The organism is Spirosoma endbachense (assembly GCF_010233585.1).
GTDB classification, from domain to species: Bacteria; Bacteroidota; Bacteroidia; order Cytophagales; family Spirosomataceae; genus Spirosoma; species Spirosoma endbachense.
This window is the reverse complement of sequence record NZ_CP045997.1, coordinates 279,223-299,134: the sequence shown is the minus strand read 5'-3', so window position 1 is coordinate 299,134 and position 19,912 is coordinate 279,223. Positions and strand designations below refer to the sequence as shown.

The window sequence follows — 19,912 nt, the reverse complement described above, 5'->3', positions numbered from 1 at the left end:
TATACATAATTGTCCTGAATGTGATTGATTACAAACCTATAAGCGGGCCGCCGTTGCGCCGGGCCGCCGATGCGGTTTCAAAAACCTTATAGGTTTAAATTGGCCCAGAACTGATCTATTTTTTGTATTGCTGGATTATTTTGTACAGCGCTTTTTGTTTTTCCAGTTCAGGGAAGAACTCGAATAATTGAACATGAGCGTCATAATCAAGGGAGAGGGCAGCCTCCAGTTGAATCAATGATTCCCGGTAATAACCCGCATGAATCAGATACACCGCCGAACGGTAGTATAAATCCGCTTCTTTGGGCATATCGTCAATTCCAGCCTGAATAATCTCGTTCGCCTTTAGAAAATCACCCTGGTCGAAAGGCACCAGTGACCAGGTCAGATAGACATCCGGATTTTCAGCATCTACCTCAGCGGCTTTCTCGAATGCTTCAATGCTGGATAGAACGTTCCCAATCTTATATTCTGTTTCGGCCAGTGCGAGGTAATATTCGCCATTCTGGTCATTCAGCTTAACCGCTTTTTGCAGGAATGGCAGTGCCTCATACCACTTACCCGATTCGCTCAGACACACCCCGATACCATACCAGGCTTCATCCCATAAACTGTCTAACCGAATGGCTTCCCGGTATTCCTTTACTGCTTCGGGAATGCGATCCTGTTTCTCCAGACTGGCACCGAGATGGCAGTATGTATCGGCTGTGGCTTCTTCATACTTCAGTGTTTCCCGATAACAGACTTCGGCTTTCTCGAACAACCCCAGATTCATGTAGGTGTTTCCCAGGTTGAAATGAGCTGACGCAAAATCCTCTTTGATAATAACGGCGTAATCGTAGGCTTCGGCAGCTTCAGCATAACGGGCCAGCTTGCTGTAGGCAATCCCGATGTTATACCAGGCATTATAGGAATACGGGTCCTTATCAATCAACTGCTGGTAATACGTCAGACTATTTTCCAGTTCGCCCGTTACGTCCAGACAAAACGCCAGTTCATACAACGCATTTTCATTGTTGATATTCAGCGCGATGGATTTTTTGTACTGGGTAATCGCTTCGTCATACTTACCCCAGTTCTGGTAACTCTGCCCTAACTGGAACAGGATATCTTCTTTTTCTTCGGCACGGTCGAGTAGTTCTTCCAGCACCTGAATCGACTCTTCGTATCGGCCAGCCATATTCAGGACAGAGCCCTGCATGAACGGTACGTCCAGATCACCGGGGTTAAACAGTGAAGCCCGTTCCAGCAGTTCCAGCGACTCATCGAACCGTTGGAAGTTAGCCAGAATCTGGGCTTTGTCGAGCATAAGTTCCAGCGCATAAGGGAAGTTTTCCAGACCGGATTCGGCGGCTTTCAACGCCTTGTCTAAATCACCGTGGTTGAGGTAATGTTCAACCATCTGCTCATAGACGTCCAGGTCGAAAAACTGGCTTTGCTGCTGATCCAGCATTTGCTCAAAACGCCGGATTGATTCTTTAATATCGCCTTCTCGTTCTTCGAACTCTTGCTCCATGCTATTGCCTTCAAAAATGTTGGGCGGATAGGGGCCGCACCAATGGTGCGATTTATCCTTTGGCAGTGAAATATAAATTCAAAAAAGCAAAACTCCAACCCAAATCCCGAAAAATTGCAAACCATTCAAGTTACCGTGAACTGAATATATCTCCCATTTTCAGGTCTTCAGAAACGCATCTGCCACACGTTGCAGAGTATCGCTTAGCGGTCGGTACTGAAAACCAAGCACCTGCTCAATTTTATGTCCATCATAGGCATACATCGAGCTCGACGAACGGGCCGTTTCCCGGGTTATTAGCGGAGCCCTCCCCAGAATTCTCGCTCGCACAGCCTCTAGTGGCCAGAGCAAACGGGTCAGGGTTGGCGACACCCGCCTTCTCGGTGGACGTTTCCCCAGCACGACTGCTATCTGTTCTAACAAGGAACGATACGGAATGGTGCCCCCGTTCAGGATGAACCGCTGAGCGGTTATGTCAGACTGCATCAGCTTGACGAGGGTATCGGTCACGTCGAGTACATCGACATAGTTCACCAGCCCCGCCGGATAAAATTGTCGTTCATCATATACATACTTGATCAGTTGCAGGCTGCTGCGACTCCAGTCTCCGGCGCCGAGCACAACCGAAGGATTCACCATTACTACGTTGAGCCCTTCAGCTACTCCCCGCCATGCTTCCAGTTCGGCCCGGTACTTGGTTTTGGCATAAGTCGAGTTATTAGGTGATTCCTCCCATTTCTGTTCTTCATTGACCACAATGGGTTCGCCGGTCTCCCCTCCTTTCGGCACAGGTCGTCCGATTGCCGCTACTGAACTGATCAAACCCAGTTTACGGATACCGACTTTTAAACAGACGTTGACAACATTAGCCGTTCCTTCGACATTAATACGTTCCATTCTGTCACGGTCTTTTGGAACGAATGAGACGATGGCCGCGGCATGCACTACATCGACCGAAGCGTCGGACCGTCCAGATTTTATGGCTGTTTCAAGGGATGGAATATCCAGAACATCACCTTCAAACCAGGTAATTTGCCCGGCTATGTCAGCTAAGAGGCCATAGCCACTGTCAGGGCGTTTCAGGGCAGATACAGCATGCCCATCTGCCAGGTATCGGCGGGCAATGTGTGATCCAATAAAGCCAGTTGCCCCGGTAATGAAGACCGGATTAAGTATTGATGATGTCATTCAAAATTCGTTCAAGTGTGAGGAAGCCCGGAGCTTGTAGGGTGTGGAGATCGGCAAATATCGCCTGATAATCTGGAGCTATTTCGACAACTTAGACTTTAACTAAGTTCTCAATTAATCGACGTCAGATTTAAAACTATCATTCAGCTAATTTTCCGATTTCCTTCAGTAGTAAAGAAAGAGCATTTGTCTGTCACCTTTGCTACTGACTACGCTCAAACAACATTAAACGAAGGCGTTTGCAGGTCCTTAATTGACGTGAAGTTTGTGATTTCGACCCAGTTGAGGAAATTATTCGTATTCGGCGTGTTGTTATCCATAGCAGCCCGGCTTGTACTCGTTGCGTAAACATAACAACGTTCGGGTCTGAATTGCTAATTTTGCGGCCAAATATGGTTTTCAGTGTACGGTTTACGGTGGCCAAAACCCGTTGTTAAACCGAAAACCAGCAATCGAAAACCGATAATCAACTTATGTCTCTCGAAAACCCACAACGCTATACTGTTACGGCGGCCCTGATTTACGCCAACGGACCGATTCATATCGGCCACATTGCTGGTTGTTACCTGCCCGCCGATATTTACGTACGCTACCTGCGCTCAACCGGGAAGGATGTCGCTTTCATCAGCGGCACCGACGAGCATGGTGTTCCAATTACGATTAAAGCCAAAAAAGAAGGAATTACCCCGCAGGAAGTCGTCGACAAATATTACGGCCAGATCAAACAGGCATTCAGCGACTTTGGTATCTCGTTCGATATCTATTCGAGGACATCGAATCAGATTCATCACGAAACGTCGCAGGAGTTTTTTACGAAGCTATACAACAACGGCGATTTCGATGAGGAGGTAACCGAACAATATTACGATGAGGTGGCTGGTAGTTTTCTGGCCGACCGGTATATCGTTGGAACCTGTCCGGTCTGCGGTAATCCAAACGCCTATGGTGACCAGTGCGAACGATGCGGTACAGCCCTCAGCCCGACCGAACTCATCGAACCTCACTCGACTCTGTCGGGTTCGAAACCGGTTATGCGGGCAACCAAAAACTGGTTTCTTCCCCTCGACCGGATGCAGCCCAAAATTGAAGAGTACGTGAATAGCCACACGGAATGGAAAACAAACGTATTCGGGCAATGCCAGTCGTGGTTGAAAGAAGGACTTCGCCCTCGTGCTATGACCCGCGACCTCGACTGGGGAATAAAGGTTCCTCTGCCCAACGCCGATGGAAAAGTCCTGTATGTCTGGTTCGATGCACCGATTGGCTACATTTCGATGACCAAAGAATGGGCCGAACAGCAGGGCCGTGACTGGGAGTTATACTGGCGCGACAAGGATACCAAACTGGTTCACTTTATTGGCAAAGACAATATCGTTTTCCACTGTATTATTTTTCCCGCGATGCTGATGGCTGAGGGCAGTTTCATTTTGGCCGACAATGTTCCAGCCAATGAATTCATGAACCTCGAAGGGGATAAAATCAGTACATCCCGCAACTGGGCGGTATGGCTGCATGAATATCTGGACGAATTGCCCGGCAAACAGGATGTGCTGCGGTATGTACTGGCGGCTAACGCGCCCGAAACCAAAGACAGCGAATTTACGTGGAAAGATTTTCAGTCTCGTAACAACAATGAGCTGGTAGCTGTTTTTGGTAATTTCATCAACCGGGCAATTGTGCTCACCCAGAAATTCTGCGATGGCCACGTTCCACCGGTTAGCAGCTTAACGGATTATGATCAGCAGGTTCTGGACGAATTGGCGCAATTCCCGGATCGCATCGGGCAGGCCATCGCCAATTATAAATTTCGGGAAGCACTGGGCCACCTGATGGATCTGGCTCGACTGGGCAATAAATACCTGGCCGAAACGGAACCGTGGAAAGTGGTTAAAACTGATCAGCTACGAACAAATACCATTCTAAATATCGCGCTGCAAATTTCGGCAAATCTGAGTATTGTCTGCGAGCCTTTTTTACCCTTTACAACGGAGAAATTGCGTAGCCAGCTCAATATTACCGAGCATTTCAACTGGACCAATGCTGGCCGCGCTGATCTGCTTACAGAAGGGCATGAACTTGGTAAAGGAGAGTTATTATTCGCTAAAATCGAAGACGACGAGATTAACAAACAGATTCAGAAGCTACTGAATGCCAAACGCATGAATGAATTAGAGACAAAAACAGTACCGGCTCTCCGGAATGAAATTACGTACGATGATTTTGCCAAAATGGATATTCGGATTGGTACGATCACCGAAGCGGAGCGGGTCCCCAAAAGCGATAAACTCCTAAAACTGAAAGTTGATGACGGCCTCGGTGGGCGCCAGATTCTGAGTGGCATTGCCAAGCATTTCTCGCCCGAAGAAGTGATCGGTAAGCAGGTTACCTTCCTGGCCAATCTGGCTCCCCGCAAGATGATGGGCCTGGAATCGCAGGGAATGATTCTGATGGCTGAAGACCGCGACGGCAAACTAGCCCTCATTGCTCCACCGGATTCGGTCTGGAACGGCGGAACCGTTTCGTAGTCAATCGAAACTAGAAATGAATTAATATTAAGCCGGGTACAGTCACAGTGCCCGGCTTTTTTTATCCTTTTATCGCATGATCGGTTTTCACATCCTGCCCCGACCATATTTTTTTCGCGGTCCAATCGGCCGCCGGATCGGTCCAGAACGGGTCGGTGGCTGGTAAACCGAGCGCCAAAAACGCAACAGAGCACAAATACAAACTCCCCGTCGAAATATAGGTTTCGCCAATCGAAGGCTGATGACCACACAGACCAATCTGTAGCCATCCTTTGGGGTCGAATGTGCCGGTAGCATCCATCGTCCGGCGCATGACGGCAGTCAATGCAGATCGTACCTGACCCGCTGGCAGTTCGGCCGGAAGATTTTTTTGCAAACTGACCTGCGACAATAACTGAAAAGCGCCACACCGATAAGCCAGCGATCGCCCGAAAGCGGCAAATGAACCATCAGGCCCAATTAATCGCTCCTGAATTGAAGCATAGCGCTGGGCACGGGCCAATACGGTTTCATACAAGGTTTTATCTGCTTTTCCGGCTTCTACCAATGTTTTAACAACATCCATTAGCATTGGCTGAATGACATAGCTGTTATAATAATCCCAGTGAAAGTCGGGTCCATCGCCATATGCGCCATCGCCTTTATACCACGCCTGGTGCTGCCTAATTGCATAGTCCATACGCAATTCGTCGCCCGATCCCGTAAACTTCAACAAAGCGGCTTCTACCATAGCACTGAACAACAGCCAGTTATTATAACCTGGCTTAATTGATCTGCTCGCTTGTAGGGCATTAACAAGATTGGTCTGTTCAGCCGTATTTAAGGCGGCCCACAGTTTAGGGGCTCGTAGTAAACCATGCGCCAAAAAAGCCGCATCGACTAAGGGTTGGCCTCCTTTCGTAAAGTTCAGATAATCAACGGCCTGCGGATTAACGGCGTTGGCAATACCTTTCCAGGTAAGGTCAAAATAACGCTGCCGCGATCTGCCTTCCGGCGAGTCGTCAGTATCCAGCTGAAGCCAGGGGGCTATACCTGCCAGCGTTCGACCTAAGGCTTCCAGATGCGACACAGCGATACGTCCAGCCTGTTGGCCCGGCGCCGATTCGACGGGCATCTCGGCTTTTAATCGGTTCTGTGCCAGGGCTGTCAACACCGGATCAGCAACTTTCAACAGGGTTCGCAGCCAGTAGGCCCGATCATCGTCATTCGCTCCTATCGTATCGGTTATCAGTTCAGAACCCGTATAAACTCGGTTTTCTTTTTCTACATTTAAACTTACTGGCAGTGCAGCAACCAGCCGGGCAAACGTCCGCCGTTTCATAGTCATATCCGATAATTGTCTTCCAGTTTACGTAACCTGACCTAAAAGATAGATCGATGGTTTATCAAAATGCGCGATATGGAATTATTCAGTAAAGTAGCTGACGATTAATTTTACTGTTTCTATTCCATCGCTCCAACGAATCAAATCCCTTTTTGGCTGAAACGTTCGGCAACGAAACACTGTTACCCCACTAAACTCGCCATTTAATTTCCCGTGAACGAAGAACAGAAAAGTGGTCGAATCTTCGACTTGGCCATTCTACGGCGGCTATACTCTTTTGTAAAGCCTTATCAAGCTCGCTTTTATCTGCTTATATGTGTCATTTTACTTTCGGCTTGTCTGGCTCCGCTGGCACCCCTGCTTATCCGTTTTACAATCGATAACGTTATTTCAGCGGGTGATTATCAGCAATTAACGCTGATGCTGGCCATTATGATTGGGGTGTTAGTGGCACAAGCCATTGTGCAATTTTCGAATACCTATCTGTCGGGCTGGCTTGGCCAATACATTATTCGCGACATCCGGGTGCAACTCTATCGGAAGATTCTTCAATTGCGGTTGAAGTTTTTCGATAACACCCCCATTGGTCGCCTGGTAACACGCTCCATTTCTGATGTTGAAACGCTGGCTGATGTTTTCAGTGAGGGCATGGCTGCCATTGCGGGAGATATTCTTCAATTGGTACTGATTATTGGGGTCATGTTTTATACCGACTGGCGTTTGGCAGCAATCAGCCTGTCTACAATACCATTGATGCTGTTCAGTACGTATGTCTTCAAGGAAAAAATCAAAAAATCGTTCAATGAAGTCCGGACTGCCGTTGCCAATCTGAACTCGTTTGTTCAGGAACACATCACCGGCATGAACATCGTCCAGATTTTTGGCAGCGAGAAGATTGAAGCGGAGAAATTCCGCACCATTAATGCTGAACACCGGGCCGCCAATATTCGCTCAATCTGGTATTATTCCGTTTATTACCCCGTTGCCGATATTATTTCGGCTGTTGCGGTTGGTCTGGTTGTCTGGTACGGAGCTAAACAAATCATAAACGCCGACATCACATTTGGGACCGTTACGGCCTTTGTGATGTTTATTAATCTGTTTTTCCGTCCGATCCGAATGCTGGCCGACCGTTTCAATACCCTACAGATGGGTATTGTCAGCACCGACCGGATCATTAAGCTTCTGGATAGTGATGAATTTACGGTCAATAATGGCAATTATGCCCCGACGGCCATTCGCGGAGAGGTTGAATTTAATAACGTCTGGTTTGCCTATAACAATGAGGACTGGGTATTACGCGACATCTCATTCCGGGTCAATGCTGGCGAAACCGTAGCCTTCGTTGGCGCAACGGGAGCCGGAAAATCGTCTATCATTAACCTGCTGAGTCGTTTTTACGATATTAATAAAGGTGAAATTAATATAGATGGCATCGATCTTCATGATTATGAACTCGGTCATTTACGCCGAAACATCGGTGTTGTTTTGCAGGACGTTTTCCTGTTTTCTGACACGATCGAGAATAACATTACACTCGGCGATAAACGCATTAGCCGCGAAAAAATGGTGGAAGCCGCTAAACTGGTTGGTGTTCACGACTTTATTGAGCGTCTGCCGGGGGGGTACGCCTATAATGTTATGGAACGGGGCTCTACGCTATCAGTCGGGCAGCGGCAGTTGATTTCATTCGTTCGGGCCATGGTTCAGGACCCCAAAATTATCGTTCTCGATGAAGCGACCTCTTCAGTAGATACCGAAACTGAAGAAATGATCCAAAACGCCATTGACAAACTGATGAAAGGCCGAACTGCTATCGTTATTGCCCACCGCTTGTCAACGATCCAAAAAGCGCATAATATTATTGTCGTAGACAAAGGACGGATTGTTGAACAGGGAAATCATGAAGAACTTCTTCAGCGTGAAGGGTTCTACGCGAATTTATATAGGATGCAATACAAGGAAGTAGTTTAAAATAATTATTTCGTTACATTTGCCTCCATGACACCGGAAAAACGCCTTAACCAACTAGAACCTATAGTAGCTGATATCGCCCAGAAACAAGATCGAATGATCGGACAAATGGGTGCTATAGCCGATGAAATTGCTATTGTCAAATTGGACGTAGCAGAAGTCAAGACTGATATAGCAGAGCTCAAAACCGATGTGGTGGGTCTTAAGACTGATTTGGCCGAAGTCAAGTCAGATGTAGCGGACCTTAAAACCGACGTAGCAGTACTTAAAACAGATGTAGCGGAGCTCAAGACTGATATGGCCGGGGTTAAAACAGATGTAGCGGAGCTCAAGACTGATATGGCCGGGGTTAAATCGGACATTGCGGATCTTAAAACGGATGTGCTTCGCATAGAACGAAAAGCAGACAAAACTGCCTCTGGCCTGGCAAATCTGACAGTTGAAGTCCGCCAGGGCTTCGAACATTTTAATGGTCGGCTTACTACTATCGAAGGAGATGTCTCAATCCTGAAAGGCGACGTATCAGAAATAAAACTGACTCAGCATGTCATTTTAAAATTACTACAAGAGCGGCTGGGTTAGTTCGTTTCGTTTAATGCAAAAGCGAGTGCTCTATTATTAGGGCACTCGCTTTTGCATTAACAATCTTTCAATTCTATAACTAGACTCGTAATGCTTCCTCTTCTTCATCTAATCCGGCGCCGGTTATTCCCTCTGTTATAGGTTTATGTTCTGAAACATTGGGTTTTTCACCAGTTGGGCCGGGGCCGCTTCCATCAAGTGCATAAGCAATTGAGTCGGCCAGATTGTCGGGAGCAATTTTTGCAGGCTCAGGAGTTTGTTCCACAGCTTTCGGATATTGCGCCGATGGATCGCCTTCGCTTTGATCAATTACTTCTTCATCAGCTTTAGGGTCGTTGTCCATACCTGACGGAACCTCGCTCGAGCTGCTGCCGGTAGAATCAATAGAATCTGGGATGAAATATCGCATGGCTATTGATGAAGTTGGTTCTCATCTATAACCAGCAAAATGGGCTTGCTGTTTAACAATATACCTATTCTTCCGCCAATTTACGGACAAGTATCTTATCAATACGACTCTTATCCATATCAACAATTTCGAATCGAAAAGCCTGCCAGACAAAGGATTCACCAGTCTGAGGAATGTCTTTTAGAATATGCAGCGCAAACCCGCCCAACGTATCGAAACCGGTCAGATCACGCCGGGCCTGAGCAGTGATGTTGATAGAAAAGTATGAAACAAAATCTTCAAATGGCAACTGAGCATCAATTAGATAGCTCCCATCATCGCGGGTTCGGATTTCGTAGTCCGAATGCGTGTCGTCATTGATATCACCCACCAAAACGTCCAGAATATCATTCAGCGTTACAACACCCAAAACGCCACCATATTCATCGACAATCATGCCTACATACTGCTTCCGCTCCCGGAAACGCTCGAGTACCTGATAAGCCCGGTTGTTCTCTGGCACAAATAACGCTTCCCGCTTAATCTCATCCAGCCTTGTCAGTTCGACGTCCAGATCTTTACCAAGAAAATCTTTGGTGTAAATCAGGCCGACCACTTCGTCTACACTGCCGTTACAAAGCGGATAGACAGAATGCTTATAGTCCAAAATCTTAGCTTTGTTTTCGGCGAGTTCATCTTCCAGATCAAGGTAAACAATCTCCTGACGGTTCGTCATCAACGACGTAATTTTGCGGTCACCGAGTTGAAAAACATTCTGAACGATTTCCTGCTCGATTTCTTCAATGGCCCCTCCTGACGTTCCTTCCTGAATTAAGCTTTTGATTTCCTCCTCCGTTACGGCACTTTCATTCGGTTTAATATTCAGAATTTTTAGCAGAACATCACTCGAAACCGTTAACAAAGCAATAAAGGGTGAAGTCAATCGCGACAGTAAAATCATTGGCGCAGCCATTGTTTTCGCAATGCCTTCAGGATTAGACAAACCAATGCGTTTAGGAACCAGCTCACCAAATACCAGCGAAAGGTATGTCAGAAATAATAGTACTAACGCAACGGCAACTGAATGAGCATAAGGCCGAATGATTTCAATCTGGGCAACAAAATTCTGAACATCGTCGGTCAGCTTATCGCCCGAAAATATACCAAGCAAAATACCGATCAGCGTAATGCCAATCTGAACCGTTGACAGGAACCGATTAGGAGAATTCGACAGGTCGAGGGCTACCTGTGCCCTGCGGTCACCGTTTTTAGCCGCCGTTTCCAGCTTGGATTTACGGGAAGAAACAAGTGCGATTTCTGACATGGAAAACACACCATTCAGAATCGTCAGCAATAAAATTATAAGGATTTCCACAAATGGGAATGGTTGGCTTGTCGCAAAAATAGTAAACGGAAATTGTTTATAATGGTTTAATGGTACAACAGACCGTTGGTTTTTGCTATTTTTACTCTTCGAACCGCATAATTCCCCAATGATTGTTTTCATTAACGACCGCCCAATCCGGCTCGTTGGCCCAAAAGCCACATCACAACTTACCAGCTCGTTGAAACAGGAAGCTTTCGGCGATTACGATCGTATCGTTGACGCTCGCCTGGATGTGCTGAAAGCGGATGTGTTTCAGGGTCATCTTCTGGTGCTTAATACAACCCCAGCCACGGTTGAGAAAATTCTTGCCTTGCTACAGAAAGCAAAGTCGGACCATCTTTTGTCGATAACGCTTGGATGCCTTGACAAAAGCGCCTGTGAAGACGCGATAAAGAAACCCTTCAGGATCATTAAAGCCGCTGGTGGCGTTGTTTTTAAAGGTGATAAAATGCTGTTGATGTTTCGGCGGGGTGTCTGGGATTTGCCGAAGGGTAAATTAGATGATGGCGAATCATCGCGTCAGGGCGCGGCCCGTGAGGTTGAAGAAGAAACGGGGGTTCGCGTATCGCTGGGTGAACGTATCTGTACCACCTGGCATACCTATGCCTTAAATGGTAACCGGATTCTGAAACGCACGAAATGGTATCGAATGGCCGTAGTTGACGATAAACGAATGGCTCCGCAGGGAGATGAAGGAATAGAAAAGCTTGCCTGGCTCGATCAGCGACAGACCAAGTTAGCGCTCACGAACTCATTCAGTTCTATTCGCTTTGTCATCGATACGGTCAACCAGTCTGTTGATCAATCAATGGACAACTAAACAGCTTGGATTGCCAGTGAACAATGCTCGGCTCAACTTAGCTGCATTAAGGCGCATGTATTTTCCCGTGAGGGGCTGGTAGACCTAAAAAACACCATCTCAAACCTGAACTTATTTCAGATGGTGTTTTTAGAAGTGAACAAGTAGAATAGTATTTTTTGGCAACAGTTTACTTACTGCTGTAGTCAATCCTATTTTCCGTTCTGGTTCACATTCTTATATGAATAACCCTTTTTTTACGGTTGCCTGCCTAATAACTGCGCTGGCTGCTGGTGGCAGTACTGGCGCTGCGCCGACCGATGCTCCTCCCTCCCGTTCAACTCGTAGTTCGTCAAAAGCAATTGTTGCCGCTGACCTGAAACTCCCGGTCGGCTTTTCAGCGACTATCATGGCAGAGGGTTTAGGACCAACGCGACACCTGGTCATCACGAAAACGGGAACTATATACGTAAAGCTGTCCAAATTAAAGGATGGCAAAGGTATTTATCGATTACGCGATACGGATAAAGATGGCGTCATCGACGAACAGGTCGGTTTTGGCGATTATCCAGGCACTGGTATTTACCTGAAAAATGGCTACCTCTACACGTCATCGAACACGAGCATTTTTCGGTACAAGCTCGATGATAAAGAAGAAGTTATCAACCCTGATCAACCCGAAAAGCTTGTGTCGGGTCTGATGGCACACACCAGGGATCTGTCAAAATCAATTGTCGTTGATAATCAGGATAATATTTATGTAAACGTGGCTTCTGATAATGACGCCTGCCGCGACGCAGGAACGGGCAAAGGTTTAATGCCCTGCCCACTGCTCGATTCGGCAGCGGCCATCTGGCAGTTCAAGGCGAGCCGGGCTAATCAAACGTATGCCGATGGTGTTCGCTATGCTACGGGTCTAAAAAACGTAGTTGGTCTTGACTGGAACCAGAAAACCAATTCTTTATTTGTTATGCAACACGGGCGGGGTCAGTTCCACGACTTTTATCCGCAATATTATACGCCTAAACAAAGTGCTGAGTTGCCTGCCGAAACCATGTATGAGATCCATCGGGGTGATGATGCTGGCTGGCCTTATATCTACTACGATCACATTCAGAAAAAGAAAATTCTGGCTCCCGAATATGGTGGTGACGGCAAAAAAACGGGCGGAGAAAAAACAATTAATCCGCTGATGGCTTTCCCGGCACACCTTGGCCCCAATGGTTTGCTGTTTTATACTGGAACAGCGTTTCCTGAAAAATACCGCAATGGTGCCTTCATTGCCTTCCATGCTCAATCGGCGGAGTTGCATAAAGGATATATGGTCGCCTTTGTACCATTCAAGAACGGAAAACCTTCTGGAAACTGGGAGATCTTCGCCGATAATTTTGCGGGAACCGACCTGGTTAAACCAACCGGCCCCGTTCAGCATCGTCCGTGTGGGCTGGCACAAAGCGCTGATGGCTCATTGTACGTAACAGATGATTTAAATGGAACGCTGTTTCGGATCGCTTATAAAGGGGACGCAACCAGCACAAAAAAGCCTGCTTCGCGCACCAGAGAATAAACAGCCAATAAACAAGAAGCGTGTTTTGCCAGTATCCCTCTTGGAGTACTTGCAGGTCGATCATACTGACCAAACACGCTTCTGATTTAACTTTGCTTAATCTAATTTTTAGCCTGCACGGGCATGTCTTCCAGTTGCGCGTAACTTAGCTTCCAGGTTCCATCCTCCCCTTTTTTCCAGAGCAGGATAAAATTTCCTTCGCCAATACCATGCGGCAGATCTGGACTGGCAGGTAAAACATCAACCGAAAATGTACCGGCTTCATAAGCAGTTTTCTTATCTGTACCCGAACTTACTACATTGGTTTTCAAATCAGACAGCGTCGGCAGTGTTTCCTGAACCCACTTCTTCGCCACTTCAGATTTACCCTTAAAATGCGTATTTCCTTGTACGAAGTCCACATCTTCGGCAAGAAACCCAGCTATTTTGTCCGCATTTTTCGTGTTCCAGGCGTCGATAAATTGGCGATTGAGGTCCTGAATATTTACGGCATCACTCGTACAGGCCGTAAAAAATAGAGAACCAATTATAATCCAAAGGAATGATTTCATGACTGTAAAAATTTATGGCACGTTCCCACCAGGTCGTGCCATACATAAGGGCACGACACGACCAGCGAGAAAGTCCTGTTAAAAGAATGGTGTTTTACACAAACCGCTGACTACCAGCTTTTTCGTCTGTATTCTGAATCACCATAGGCCGTCGACTGGTCGCCGAAGGATTCATTAGGCAGATAGCCCTGTCTCAGAATATAGGAAGATGGTGATCCTTTAGGGCTATATAGTGCCGTTGGCTGGACAACAGGTGCCGCCGGAGTGGTGCCATTCGTCCGATTTGTTGCTACATAGGGCTTCAAATCTGCATTGGCAGGTTCCGAAACACGGGCTGCGGCTTCGCGTTCGGCTTCAGCGCGGGCAATTGCCTCGCGTTCGGCAGCGGCTCTGGCAGCAGCTTCTCTCTTGTTCTTGTTATCTATAACTTTTCCTACTCCATAACCAGCAGCACCACCGACAACACCACCAATTACGCCACCAACTACCCGGTTACGCTTGTTGATGATGGCTCCTGCGGCTCCGCCAACGCCAGCACCAATGGCTGTACCTTTTGCCTGCGGGCTCCAGCGTTTTTTCTTTTGTTTACCCACTACGTAACCGGTAGCACCACCTATTACGCCACCAACCACCCCACCTACGGCTGGGTTACGCTTGTTGATGACGGCTCCAGCCACCGCTCCTACACCAGCGCCTACCACAGCGCCTGTTGTTTGTGGAGCCCAACCCAATCGGGTCTGTGCATGGATCGAATGGCCCAGAATAGTGGCCAGTAAAATCAAGGTTAGTTTATTATGAATCGTTTTCATAGCCGTGAATTTTAGTGAGATGTAAGCAGATTGATCTGTCTTAATAATCAACTCGCCTTTCTCCTTACTTGTTTACTCTTAGAATAACGTAGAGCAAGTTGGTTTAATGTATAGGCTAATAAGTGTCCTGATTTCTAGCCATTTGTACCGATGAGTCAATAGTCAGCGCAAAATACTGTTGAGCATTAGAAAAAATTCAAAATCCTTATAATCAACAGGTTAACATCAATATCCCAGCAAATTCAGTTCTTCGGTTTCAAGTATCTCGACCCGTTTGCCCATCTTTTTCTGAATGATTTTGAAGTGATGTTCGTCGTCCGGGCAGATCAGCGAAATCGCTTCTCCTTCCGATTCGGCGCGACCCGTCCGGCCAATTCGGTGAATGTAATCTTTGGGCGATCGGGGTAATTCAAAGTTGATCACATGGGGCAATAACTGTATATCAATCCCTCTGGAAATAAGGTCGGTAGCTACTAGTACTGTCAATCGACCCGCCTTGAATTTAGTGAGGGCATCTGTTCGGGCGCCCTGGGTTTTTCCGCTATGGATGGCAGCCGCCTGAATGCCATTTTTGGTTAGCTTGGTAACGATGTTGTCTGCCGTTCGGGTGGAAGAAACAAAGACCAATACCTGTTTCATAGTTCCCGATTTAATCAAATACCGCAACAATGGCCCTTTTCGTTCGGGATCGACACGATAGGCGATTTGCTTAATTAAATCCAGGTTTTCAGCTTCTTCTACAACCTCAATTTTTACTGGATTTCGCAGCAGGTTTTTATTGATCGTTTCGATAGCATCGCCCAATGTGGCCGAAAAAAGTATCGTTTGCCGCCGGGTTGGCAACAGGTCAAATACCTGGTTCATTTCGTCAGCGAAACCGAGATCAAGCATTTTATCGGCTTCGTCGAGGACAAGAACCTCAACGGCCGATAACTGGACGGCATTTGATGCGATCAGATCCAGCAACCGACCGGGAGTTGCCACCACGATTTCGGCATCCCGTAGCGCTATCATCTGTGGATTAATGGATACGCCCCCATAAACAGCCAGCGTTTTTACCTGTCGGGGAATTTTCTCACTAAATGCCTGGAATACATCGGCTACCTGAACAGCCAGTTCGCGGGTTGGCACCAGAACAAGAACTTTAACAAGGCTGTTTTTGGCCAGTTGCCGACGCAGAAAAAGCTCCAGAATTGGCAACACGAAACTTGCCGTCTTTCCAGACCCCGTTTTAGCGATTCCAAGAATATCTTTGCCTTGCAGAATCGCGGGTATGGCATCCTGCTGAATCGGATAGGGTTTGGTGTAATTCTGGGTTGCTACTGCTTTCAGGAGTGGCTTCGACAAGCCGAGTGATGAAAAAGGCATATAAATTTTACCTGGTAAATGAGTGAGTGAGCCGTTTCCAGCCTTTATACTAGCAATATCTTTTCCGATGCAATAGCATTGATGAACACGTTGTTGAATAATTGTGCTGTCCAGATGCGTACATGGTTTGTCCACAAACGGACAACAAATTTATGTTAACCAGCAAAAAAAGGCTTTTCTGTACAGATATAGCCATTTTTCTTCTTTGGCAAGCGCTTTGCACTACTGAATGAAACGAAATCAGCCAGTTTGCTGAATCTATCTTAACCTTAGACTAATGCGATAGAACGACCAAAACGAATTTGTGGCATTAATTCCATCACTCGATACGGTCGATACCCATTCCAGAGGTAAACAAAGCATTACGAAATACAGAATCTGTGTTTTTTCTAAGAACAGTAAACAGCAACTATGATGGTTTCTTCGCATGCAAATTGCCGATACTGGCTGCTCCTTGCCGTTAGTATGCTGGTTGGTTCATTGCCGGTTCTGGCGCAGTCCAACCCCTATTTCTCAACAGCAGATTCCAGCCCAATTGACTCCACAGGAGCTTACTGGAAACTACGAACCGATTACAAAACCCGGACCACTCATATTCAATTCTTTAACACAGCGCACCAGGTCATTTACGAGGAGAAACTACCCGGACGATATATCAAATTAACCCGGCACAATGTCCGTCTGTTCGATGAACTGTTGGATCGTCTTACCAATCGTCATCTGCTTGATTACCAGATTGAATCTCATGACTTACTCGCGAGTAATGCTGCCCAGTTTTCGCGCTCTGCTGGACATTCGACTCCTACTACTGCACTGGAAGCTTCCTCGTTACAGAAAGAAGACCTGACATTTTCGGCAAATTCTGTCGTAACTGACTTAGGCAAGCTGGTGCTTTACTGCACCAATCCCGAACATTCCCAACTATATATTACCCTAACCGATGATGCGCAACAGATGGAATATTACAGAGAACACAACAAATCCGTCGAATACACACGCTATTTCGATGTAAACCAGCTACCAGTTGGAAACTACCGGCTTCAGATCAAACATCCCGATCAACTGACAGTCTTTCAATTAACGGTGAAACGGAAAGGAGATCGGTATAGTCTGAATAAAGTCGAATAAGCACCCTTCAGTCGGTGGCTATTTATTTTTCTTGCCACTACGCTTGATGGGTCTGCCATATTTTAACATCTTTTCGGCGGCATGATCGCGCCGAACATTTACCTTCTTGTTTTTCGCAAGTTTCTCATGAAAAGCCGGTCCAACATCGTCACGTTTGGGAGCCTTTACCTCAATCGTTTTCATGTACACTTTAGGCTTCTCATCGTCCATCAGTTCGTCTGAAATGGTGAGCTTCTCGGGTAGAGGTACTCGAGGAACCTGGTAATTCATGAGCGCTTCAATGGCGGCCAGTTTCTCTTTTTCGGCTTCGGTAATGAACGTAATGGCGATGCCTTTTTTGTCGGCTCTGCCGGTTCGTCCAATGCGGTGAATGTAGCTCTCCGGCACGTCCGGCGTGTCGAAGTTGATGACATGCGATACGTCGGCTACATCGATGCCACGAGCAATGATATCCGTTGCAATCAGAAGACGATACGTACCTGCCTTAAATTGCTCTACGGCATTAAAACGGGCATTCTGCGATTTATTGGAGTGAATAATCCCCAGTCGATCCGAATAATCGGATTCTAACTGCTCGTACAACTGATCGGCCAGTTGTTTGGTCGCCGTAAAGACGAGCACTTTATTCATGGTCGAATCCTGCTCTATCAGCAATCGCAACAGATTCACCTTCGTATAAAAGTTCGGCACTTCGTAGCCCGTCTGTTCAATATTTTCCAGTGGTGTGCCAACCGGAGCCGCTTCGACACGAACGGGCTTATTAAAGTAGGCGTTGACCAGTTGGTCTACATCGTCGGTAAGAGTAGCCGAGAACAACAGGTTCTGTCGTTTATGGGGAAGCAAATCCAGAATAATTTTTAGCTGGGTACGAAAGCCAAGATTCAGCATTTCGTCGAACTCGTCGATCACGAGTTTCTTGATAGCCTTCGTTTTCACGGCCCCATTCAATAGTAAGTCGGCCAGACGACCGGGCGTGGCCACTAACACATCAATCCCCTGTCGAACCTCCGCGAGCTGGGTCTTCATATTGACACCACCATACACGCCAACCACGACCAGATTCATGTAGGTAGTTAGTTTTTCTACCGCTTCAACAACCTGAACAACCAGTTCGCGCGTTGGAACGATAATCAATAGCTGAGGAAGTTTTTCCTTCGAAAATTGAAATTGCCGAAGACAGGGCAATAGATAGGCGAAGGTTTTTCCCGTTCCCGTTTGGGCGATTGCGCACACATCCTGACCCGACATAACGACCGAGAATACCTTTTCCTGGATCGTTGTAGGCGTTGTATACCCGAGATCGCTCAATGCATTCAGGAGGGGTTTATTCAGATTCAGTTCGTCGAAATTCATAGTCATACTGGTCAAATAGACTACGAAGGTAGGCTTATTCTTTAGTAGCCCCCACATTTTGAGCTACTTTTACGGTATGATAACCCCTCAGCAGCAAGCACAGATCCTGACAAACCTGGGTATTTCGGCTTTAAACCCCATGCAGGAAGCCGCTCAAAAAGCGATCCTGCAAGACAACGATACGTTTTTAATAGCCCCCACCGGTTCAGGAAAAACCGTCGGCTTTCTGCTCCCCATTCTCCAGTTACTCAGGCCAGAGCAAAAAACTGTACAATGCCTCATTCTGGCTCCTTCCCGCGAGTTGGCCTTGCAGATTGAGCAGGTCTGGAAAAAAATGGCAACGGGCTATAAAGTAAATGTATGCTACGGTGGTCACCCTGTAGAAACCGAAATCAGAAACCTGAGCAATCCGCCAGCCCTTCTGATTGGCACACCCGGCCGAATCGCTGACCATATTACCCGTCGGTCGTTTTCGCTGGACGGTATTCATACCCTGATTCTTGATGAATTCGACAAGTCGCTGGCGCTCGGGTTTCATGACGAAATGGACTTTATTATCGGTGGGTTACGCAACCTCCGGAAACGTGTGCTGGTTTCGGCAACGTCGGGCATCACTATTCCTGATTTTATCCGGCTCAAGTCGCCAACCAAGCTAACATTCAGGGCTGAGAACGACGAGTCATCGGGCTTAACCATACAAGTTGTCTATTCAGAATCGAAAGATAAACTTGATACCTTATTTGAGCTGCTTTGTTCGCTCAATTCAGAAGCGGCCTTGATTTTCTGTAATCATCGGGATGCTGCCGAACGCACCAGCGAATTACTGGCCGAGCGGGGTATTCATTCGCTCGTTTATCATGGTGGCATGGAGCAGATCGACCGCGAACGAGCGTTGATTCAATTCAGAAACGGAAGCACGAGGTATCTGGTAACGACCGATTTAGCAGCTCGTGGGCTCGACATTCCGGAAATGAAGTATGTGATCCATTATCATTTACCCTTGCAGGCACACGAGTTTACGCATCGTAATGGGCGAACGGCCCGCATGCACGCATCAGGAACCGCTTTCGTGATTTTATTTCGCGATGAACCTCGACCCTCATACCTGGATGCATCGCTCGATGAGTTCCGATTATCAACCGACAATCAATCGGGGCAACTAACCCTGCCCAGGCCACCCGACTTTGCAACGCTTTATATCAGTGGTGGCAAGAAAAACAAACTCAACAAAATTGATATAGTAGGCTTTTTCTCCCAAAAAGGGCATCTGGACAAAGGCGATTTAGGACTCATTGAAGTCAAAGACTTTATTTCGTTTGCCGCTGTTAAACAGGAGAAAGTTCAGGCGTTATTAGCATTGATTAGTCAGGAGAAAATGAAAGGCAAAAAGTATAAAATTGAGCTAGCGCGGTAAAAAACTAGCTACTCAGTTGAATAGAATACAACGGGTTTG

Annotated in this window: 16 protein-coding genes; 7 read left to right on the top strand and 9 right to left on the bottom strand. The window is 46.9% G+C overall.

Annotated features, from left to right (window positions below):
- Positions 1 to 115 precede the first annotated feature (115 nt).
- Together GJR95_RS01095 and GJR95_RS01090 are read right to left on the bottom strand one after the other, a co-directional pair.
- On the bottom strand, positions 116 to 1,516 hold the full coding sequence (locus GJR95_RS01095) for a tetratricopeptide repeat protein (RefSeq protein WP_162384133.1): 1,401 nt from the start codon (positions 1,514 to 1,516) through the stop codon (positions 116 to 118).
- A 159-nt stretch (positions 1,517 to 1,675) separates the two neighbouring features.
- A complete protein-coding gene (locus GJR95_RS01090; protein ID WP_162384132.1) occupies positions 1,676 to 2,704 on the bottom strand; it encodes an NAD-dependent epimerase/dehydratase family protein in 1,029 nt (342 codons plus the stop codon).
- 473 nt (positions 2,705 to 3,177) lie between these two features.
- Between GJR95_RS01090 and metG the strand changes: the two genes are divergently transcribed.
- Complete coding sequence (metG, locus tag GJR95_RS01085; RefSeq protein ID WP_162384131.1) at positions 3,178 to 5,229, top strand: methionine--tRNA ligase; 2,052 nt, start codon at positions 3,178 to 3,180, stop codon at positions 5,227 to 5,229.
- A 61-nt stretch (positions 5,230 to 5,290) separates the two neighbouring features.
- On the opposite strand, the gene GJR95_RS01080 is transcribed toward metG, so the two are convergent.
- Complete coding sequence (locus GJR95_RS01080) at positions 5,291 to 6,550, bottom strand: DUF2264 domain-containing protein (protein ID WP_162384130.1); 1,260 nt, start codon at positions 6,548 to 6,550, stop codon at positions 5,291 to 5,293.
- A 216-nt stretch (positions 6,551 to 6,766) separates the two neighbouring features.
- Here GJR95_RS01080 and GJR95_RS01075 point away from each other — a divergent pair, with 216 nt between their 5' ends.
- Positions 6,767 to 8,527, top strand: a complete 1,761-nt coding sequence (locus tag GJR95_RS01075) for an ABC transporter ATP-binding protein (RefSeq protein WP_162384129.1) — start codon at positions 6,767 to 6,769, stop codon at positions 8,525 to 8,527.
- 27 nt (positions 8,528 to 8,554) lie between these two features.
- Positions 8,555 to 9,109, top strand: a complete 555-nt coding sequence (locus GJR95_RS01070) for a kinetochore Spc7 family protein (RefSeq protein ID WP_162384128.1) — start codon at positions 8,555 to 8,557, stop codon at positions 9,107 to 9,109.
- Positions 9,110 to 9,188: 79 nt separating this feature from the next.
- Here the strand turns inward: GJR95_RS01070 and GJR95_RS01065 are convergent, their stop codons facing one another.
- Together GJR95_RS01065 and GJR95_RS01060 are read right to left on the bottom strand one after the other, a co-directional pair.
- The gene (locus GJR95_RS01065; RefSeq protein WP_162384127.1) at positions 9,189 to 9,518 is read right to left on the bottom strand and encodes a hypothetical protein; all 330 of its coding nucleotides are present in this window, start codon (positions 9,516 to 9,518) and stop codon (positions 9,189 to 9,191) included.
- A 64-nt stretch (positions 9,519 to 9,582) separates the two neighbouring features.
- Positions 9,583 to 10,872 carry a hemolysin family protein gene (locus GJR95_RS01060; protein ID WP_162384126.1) on the bottom strand — a complete coding sequence of 430 codons (1,290 nt, stop codon included), beginning with the start codon at positions 10,870 to 10,872 and terminating at the stop codon, positions 9,583 to 9,585.
- Positions 10,873 to 10,990: 118 nt separating this feature from the next.
- Between GJR95_RS01060 and GJR95_RS01055 the strand changes: the two genes are divergently transcribed.
- Both GJR95_RS01055 and GJR95_RS01050 read left to right on the top strand, forming a co-directional pair.
- The gene (locus GJR95_RS01055) at positions 10,991 to 11,704 is read left to right on the top strand and encodes an NUDIX hydrolase (protein WP_162384125.1); all 714 of its coding nucleotides are present in this window, start codon (positions 10,991 to 10,993) and stop codon (positions 11,702 to 11,704) included.
- A gap of 220 nt (positions 11,705 to 11,924) precedes the next feature.
- Complete coding sequence (locus GJR95_RS01050) at positions 11,925 to 13,250, top strand: PQQ-dependent sugar dehydrogenase (RefSeq protein ID WP_162384124.1); 1,326 nt, start codon at positions 11,925 to 11,927, stop codon at positions 13,248 to 13,250.
- A gap of 101 nt (positions 13,251 to 13,351) precedes the next feature.
- On the opposite strand, the gene GJR95_RS01045 is transcribed toward GJR95_RS01050, so the two are convergent.
- The 3 genes from GJR95_RS01045 to GJR95_RS01035 all read right to left on the bottom strand — a co-directional run bounded on the left by GJR95_RS01045 (position 13,352) and on the right by GJR95_RS01035 (position 15,978).
- Positions 13,352 to 13,801, bottom strand: coding sequence for a YybH family protein (locus GJR95_RS01045; protein WP_162384123.1), 450 nt, complete (start codon positions 13,799 to 13,801; stop codon positions 13,352 to 13,354).
- 110 nt (positions 13,802 to 13,911) lie between these two features.
- A complete protein-coding gene (locus GJR95_RS01040; RefSeq protein ID WP_162384122.1) occupies positions 13,912 to 14,610 on the bottom strand; it encodes a YMGG-like glycine zipper-containing protein in 699 nt (232 codons plus the stop codon).
- Between the two features lie 225 nt (positions 14,611 to 14,835).
- On the bottom strand, positions 14,836 to 15,978 hold the full coding sequence (locus GJR95_RS01035) for a DEAD/DEAH box helicase (protein ID WP_162384121.1): 1,143 nt from the start codon (positions 15,976 to 15,978) through the stop codon (positions 14,836 to 14,838).
- Positions 15,979 to 16,389: 411 nt separating this feature from the next.
- Here GJR95_RS01035 and GJR95_RS01030 point away from each other — a divergent pair, with 411 nt between their 5' ends.
- Positions 16,390 to 17,106 (top strand): immunoglobulin domain-containing family protein, encoded by a 717-nt coding sequence (locus GJR95_RS01030; RefSeq protein WP_162384120.1) that lies wholly within the window; start codon positions 16,390 to 16,392, stop codon positions 17,104 to 17,106.
- An 18-nt stretch (positions 17,107 to 17,124) separates the two neighbouring features.
- Here GJR95_RS01030 and GJR95_RS01025 read toward each other — a convergent pair whose 3' ends face one another.
- Positions 17,125 to 18,459, bottom strand: coding sequence for a DEAD/DEAH box helicase (locus GJR95_RS01025; RefSeq protein WP_162384119.1), 1,335 nt, complete (start codon positions 18,457 to 18,459; stop codon positions 17,125 to 17,127).
- Between the two features lie 76 nt (positions 18,460 to 18,535).
- Here GJR95_RS01025 and GJR95_RS01020 point away from each other — a divergent pair, with 76 nt between their 5' ends.
- Positions 18,536 to 19,873 carry a DEAD/DEAH box helicase gene (locus GJR95_RS01020; protein WP_162384118.1) on the top strand — a complete coding sequence of 446 codons (1,338 nt, stop codon included), beginning with the start codon at positions 18,536 to 18,538 and terminating at the stop codon, positions 19,871 to 19,873.
- Positions 19,874 to 19,912: the final 39 nt, after the last annotated feature.

Excerpts from the sequence above, each read along its gene's own strand:
- GJR95_RS01020 (WP_162384118.1), top strand. The coding sequence starts at position 18,536 with ATGATAACCCCTCAGCAGCAAGCACAGATCCTGACAAACCTGGGTATT.
- GJR95_RS01035 (WP_162384121.1), bottom strand. The coding sequence starts at position 15,978 with ATGCCTTTTTCATCACTCGGCTTGTCGAAGCCACTCCTGAAAGCAGTA.
- metG (WP_162384131.1), top strand. The coding sequence starts at position 3,178 with ATGTCTCTCGAAAACCCACAACGCTATACTGTTACGGCGGCCCTGATT.
- GJR95_RS01040 (WP_162384122.1), bottom strand. The coding sequence starts at position 14,610 with ATGAAAACGATTCATAATAAACTAACCTTGATTTTACTGGCCACTATT.
- GJR95_RS01070 (WP_162384128.1), top strand. The coding sequence starts at position 8,555 with ATGACACCGGAAAAACGCCTTAACCAACTAGAACCTATAGTAGCTGAT.
- GJR95_RS01050 (WP_162384124.1), top strand. The coding sequence starts at position 11,925 with ATGAATAACCCTTTTTTTACGGTTGCCTGCCTAATAACTGCGCTGGCT.
- GJR95_RS01045 (WP_162384123.1), bottom strand. The coding sequence starts at position 13,801 with ATGAAATCATTCCTTTGGATTATAATTGGTTCTCTATTTTTTACGGCC.
- GJR95_RS01025 (WP_162384119.1), bottom strand. The coding sequence starts at position 18,459 with ATGAATTTCGACGAACTGAATCTGAATAAACCCCTCCTGAATGCATTG.
- GJR95_RS01065 (WP_162384127.1), bottom strand. The coding sequence starts at position 9,518 with ATGCGATATTTCATCCCAGATTCTATTGATTCTACCGGCAGCAGCTCG.
- GJR95_RS01055 (WP_162384125.1), top strand. The coding sequence starts at position 10,991 with ATGATTGTTTTCATTAACGACCGCCCAATCCGGCTCGTTGGCCCAAAA.
- GJR95_RS01080 (WP_162384130.1), bottom strand. The coding sequence starts at position 6,550 with ATGAAACGGCGGACGTTTGCCCGGCTGGTTGCTGCACTGCCAGTAAGT.
- GJR95_RS01090 (WP_162384132.1), bottom strand. The coding sequence starts at position 2,704 with ATGACATCATCAATACTTAATCCGGTCTTCATTACCGGGGCAACTGGC.
- GJR95_RS01095 (WP_162384133.1), bottom strand. The coding sequence starts at position 1,516 with ATGGAGCAAGAGTTCGAAGAACGAGAAGGCGATATTAAAGAATCAATC.
- GJR95_RS01030 (WP_162384120.1), top strand. The coding sequence starts at position 16,390 with ATGATGGTTTCTTCGCATGCAAATTGCCGATACTGGCTGCTCCTTGCC.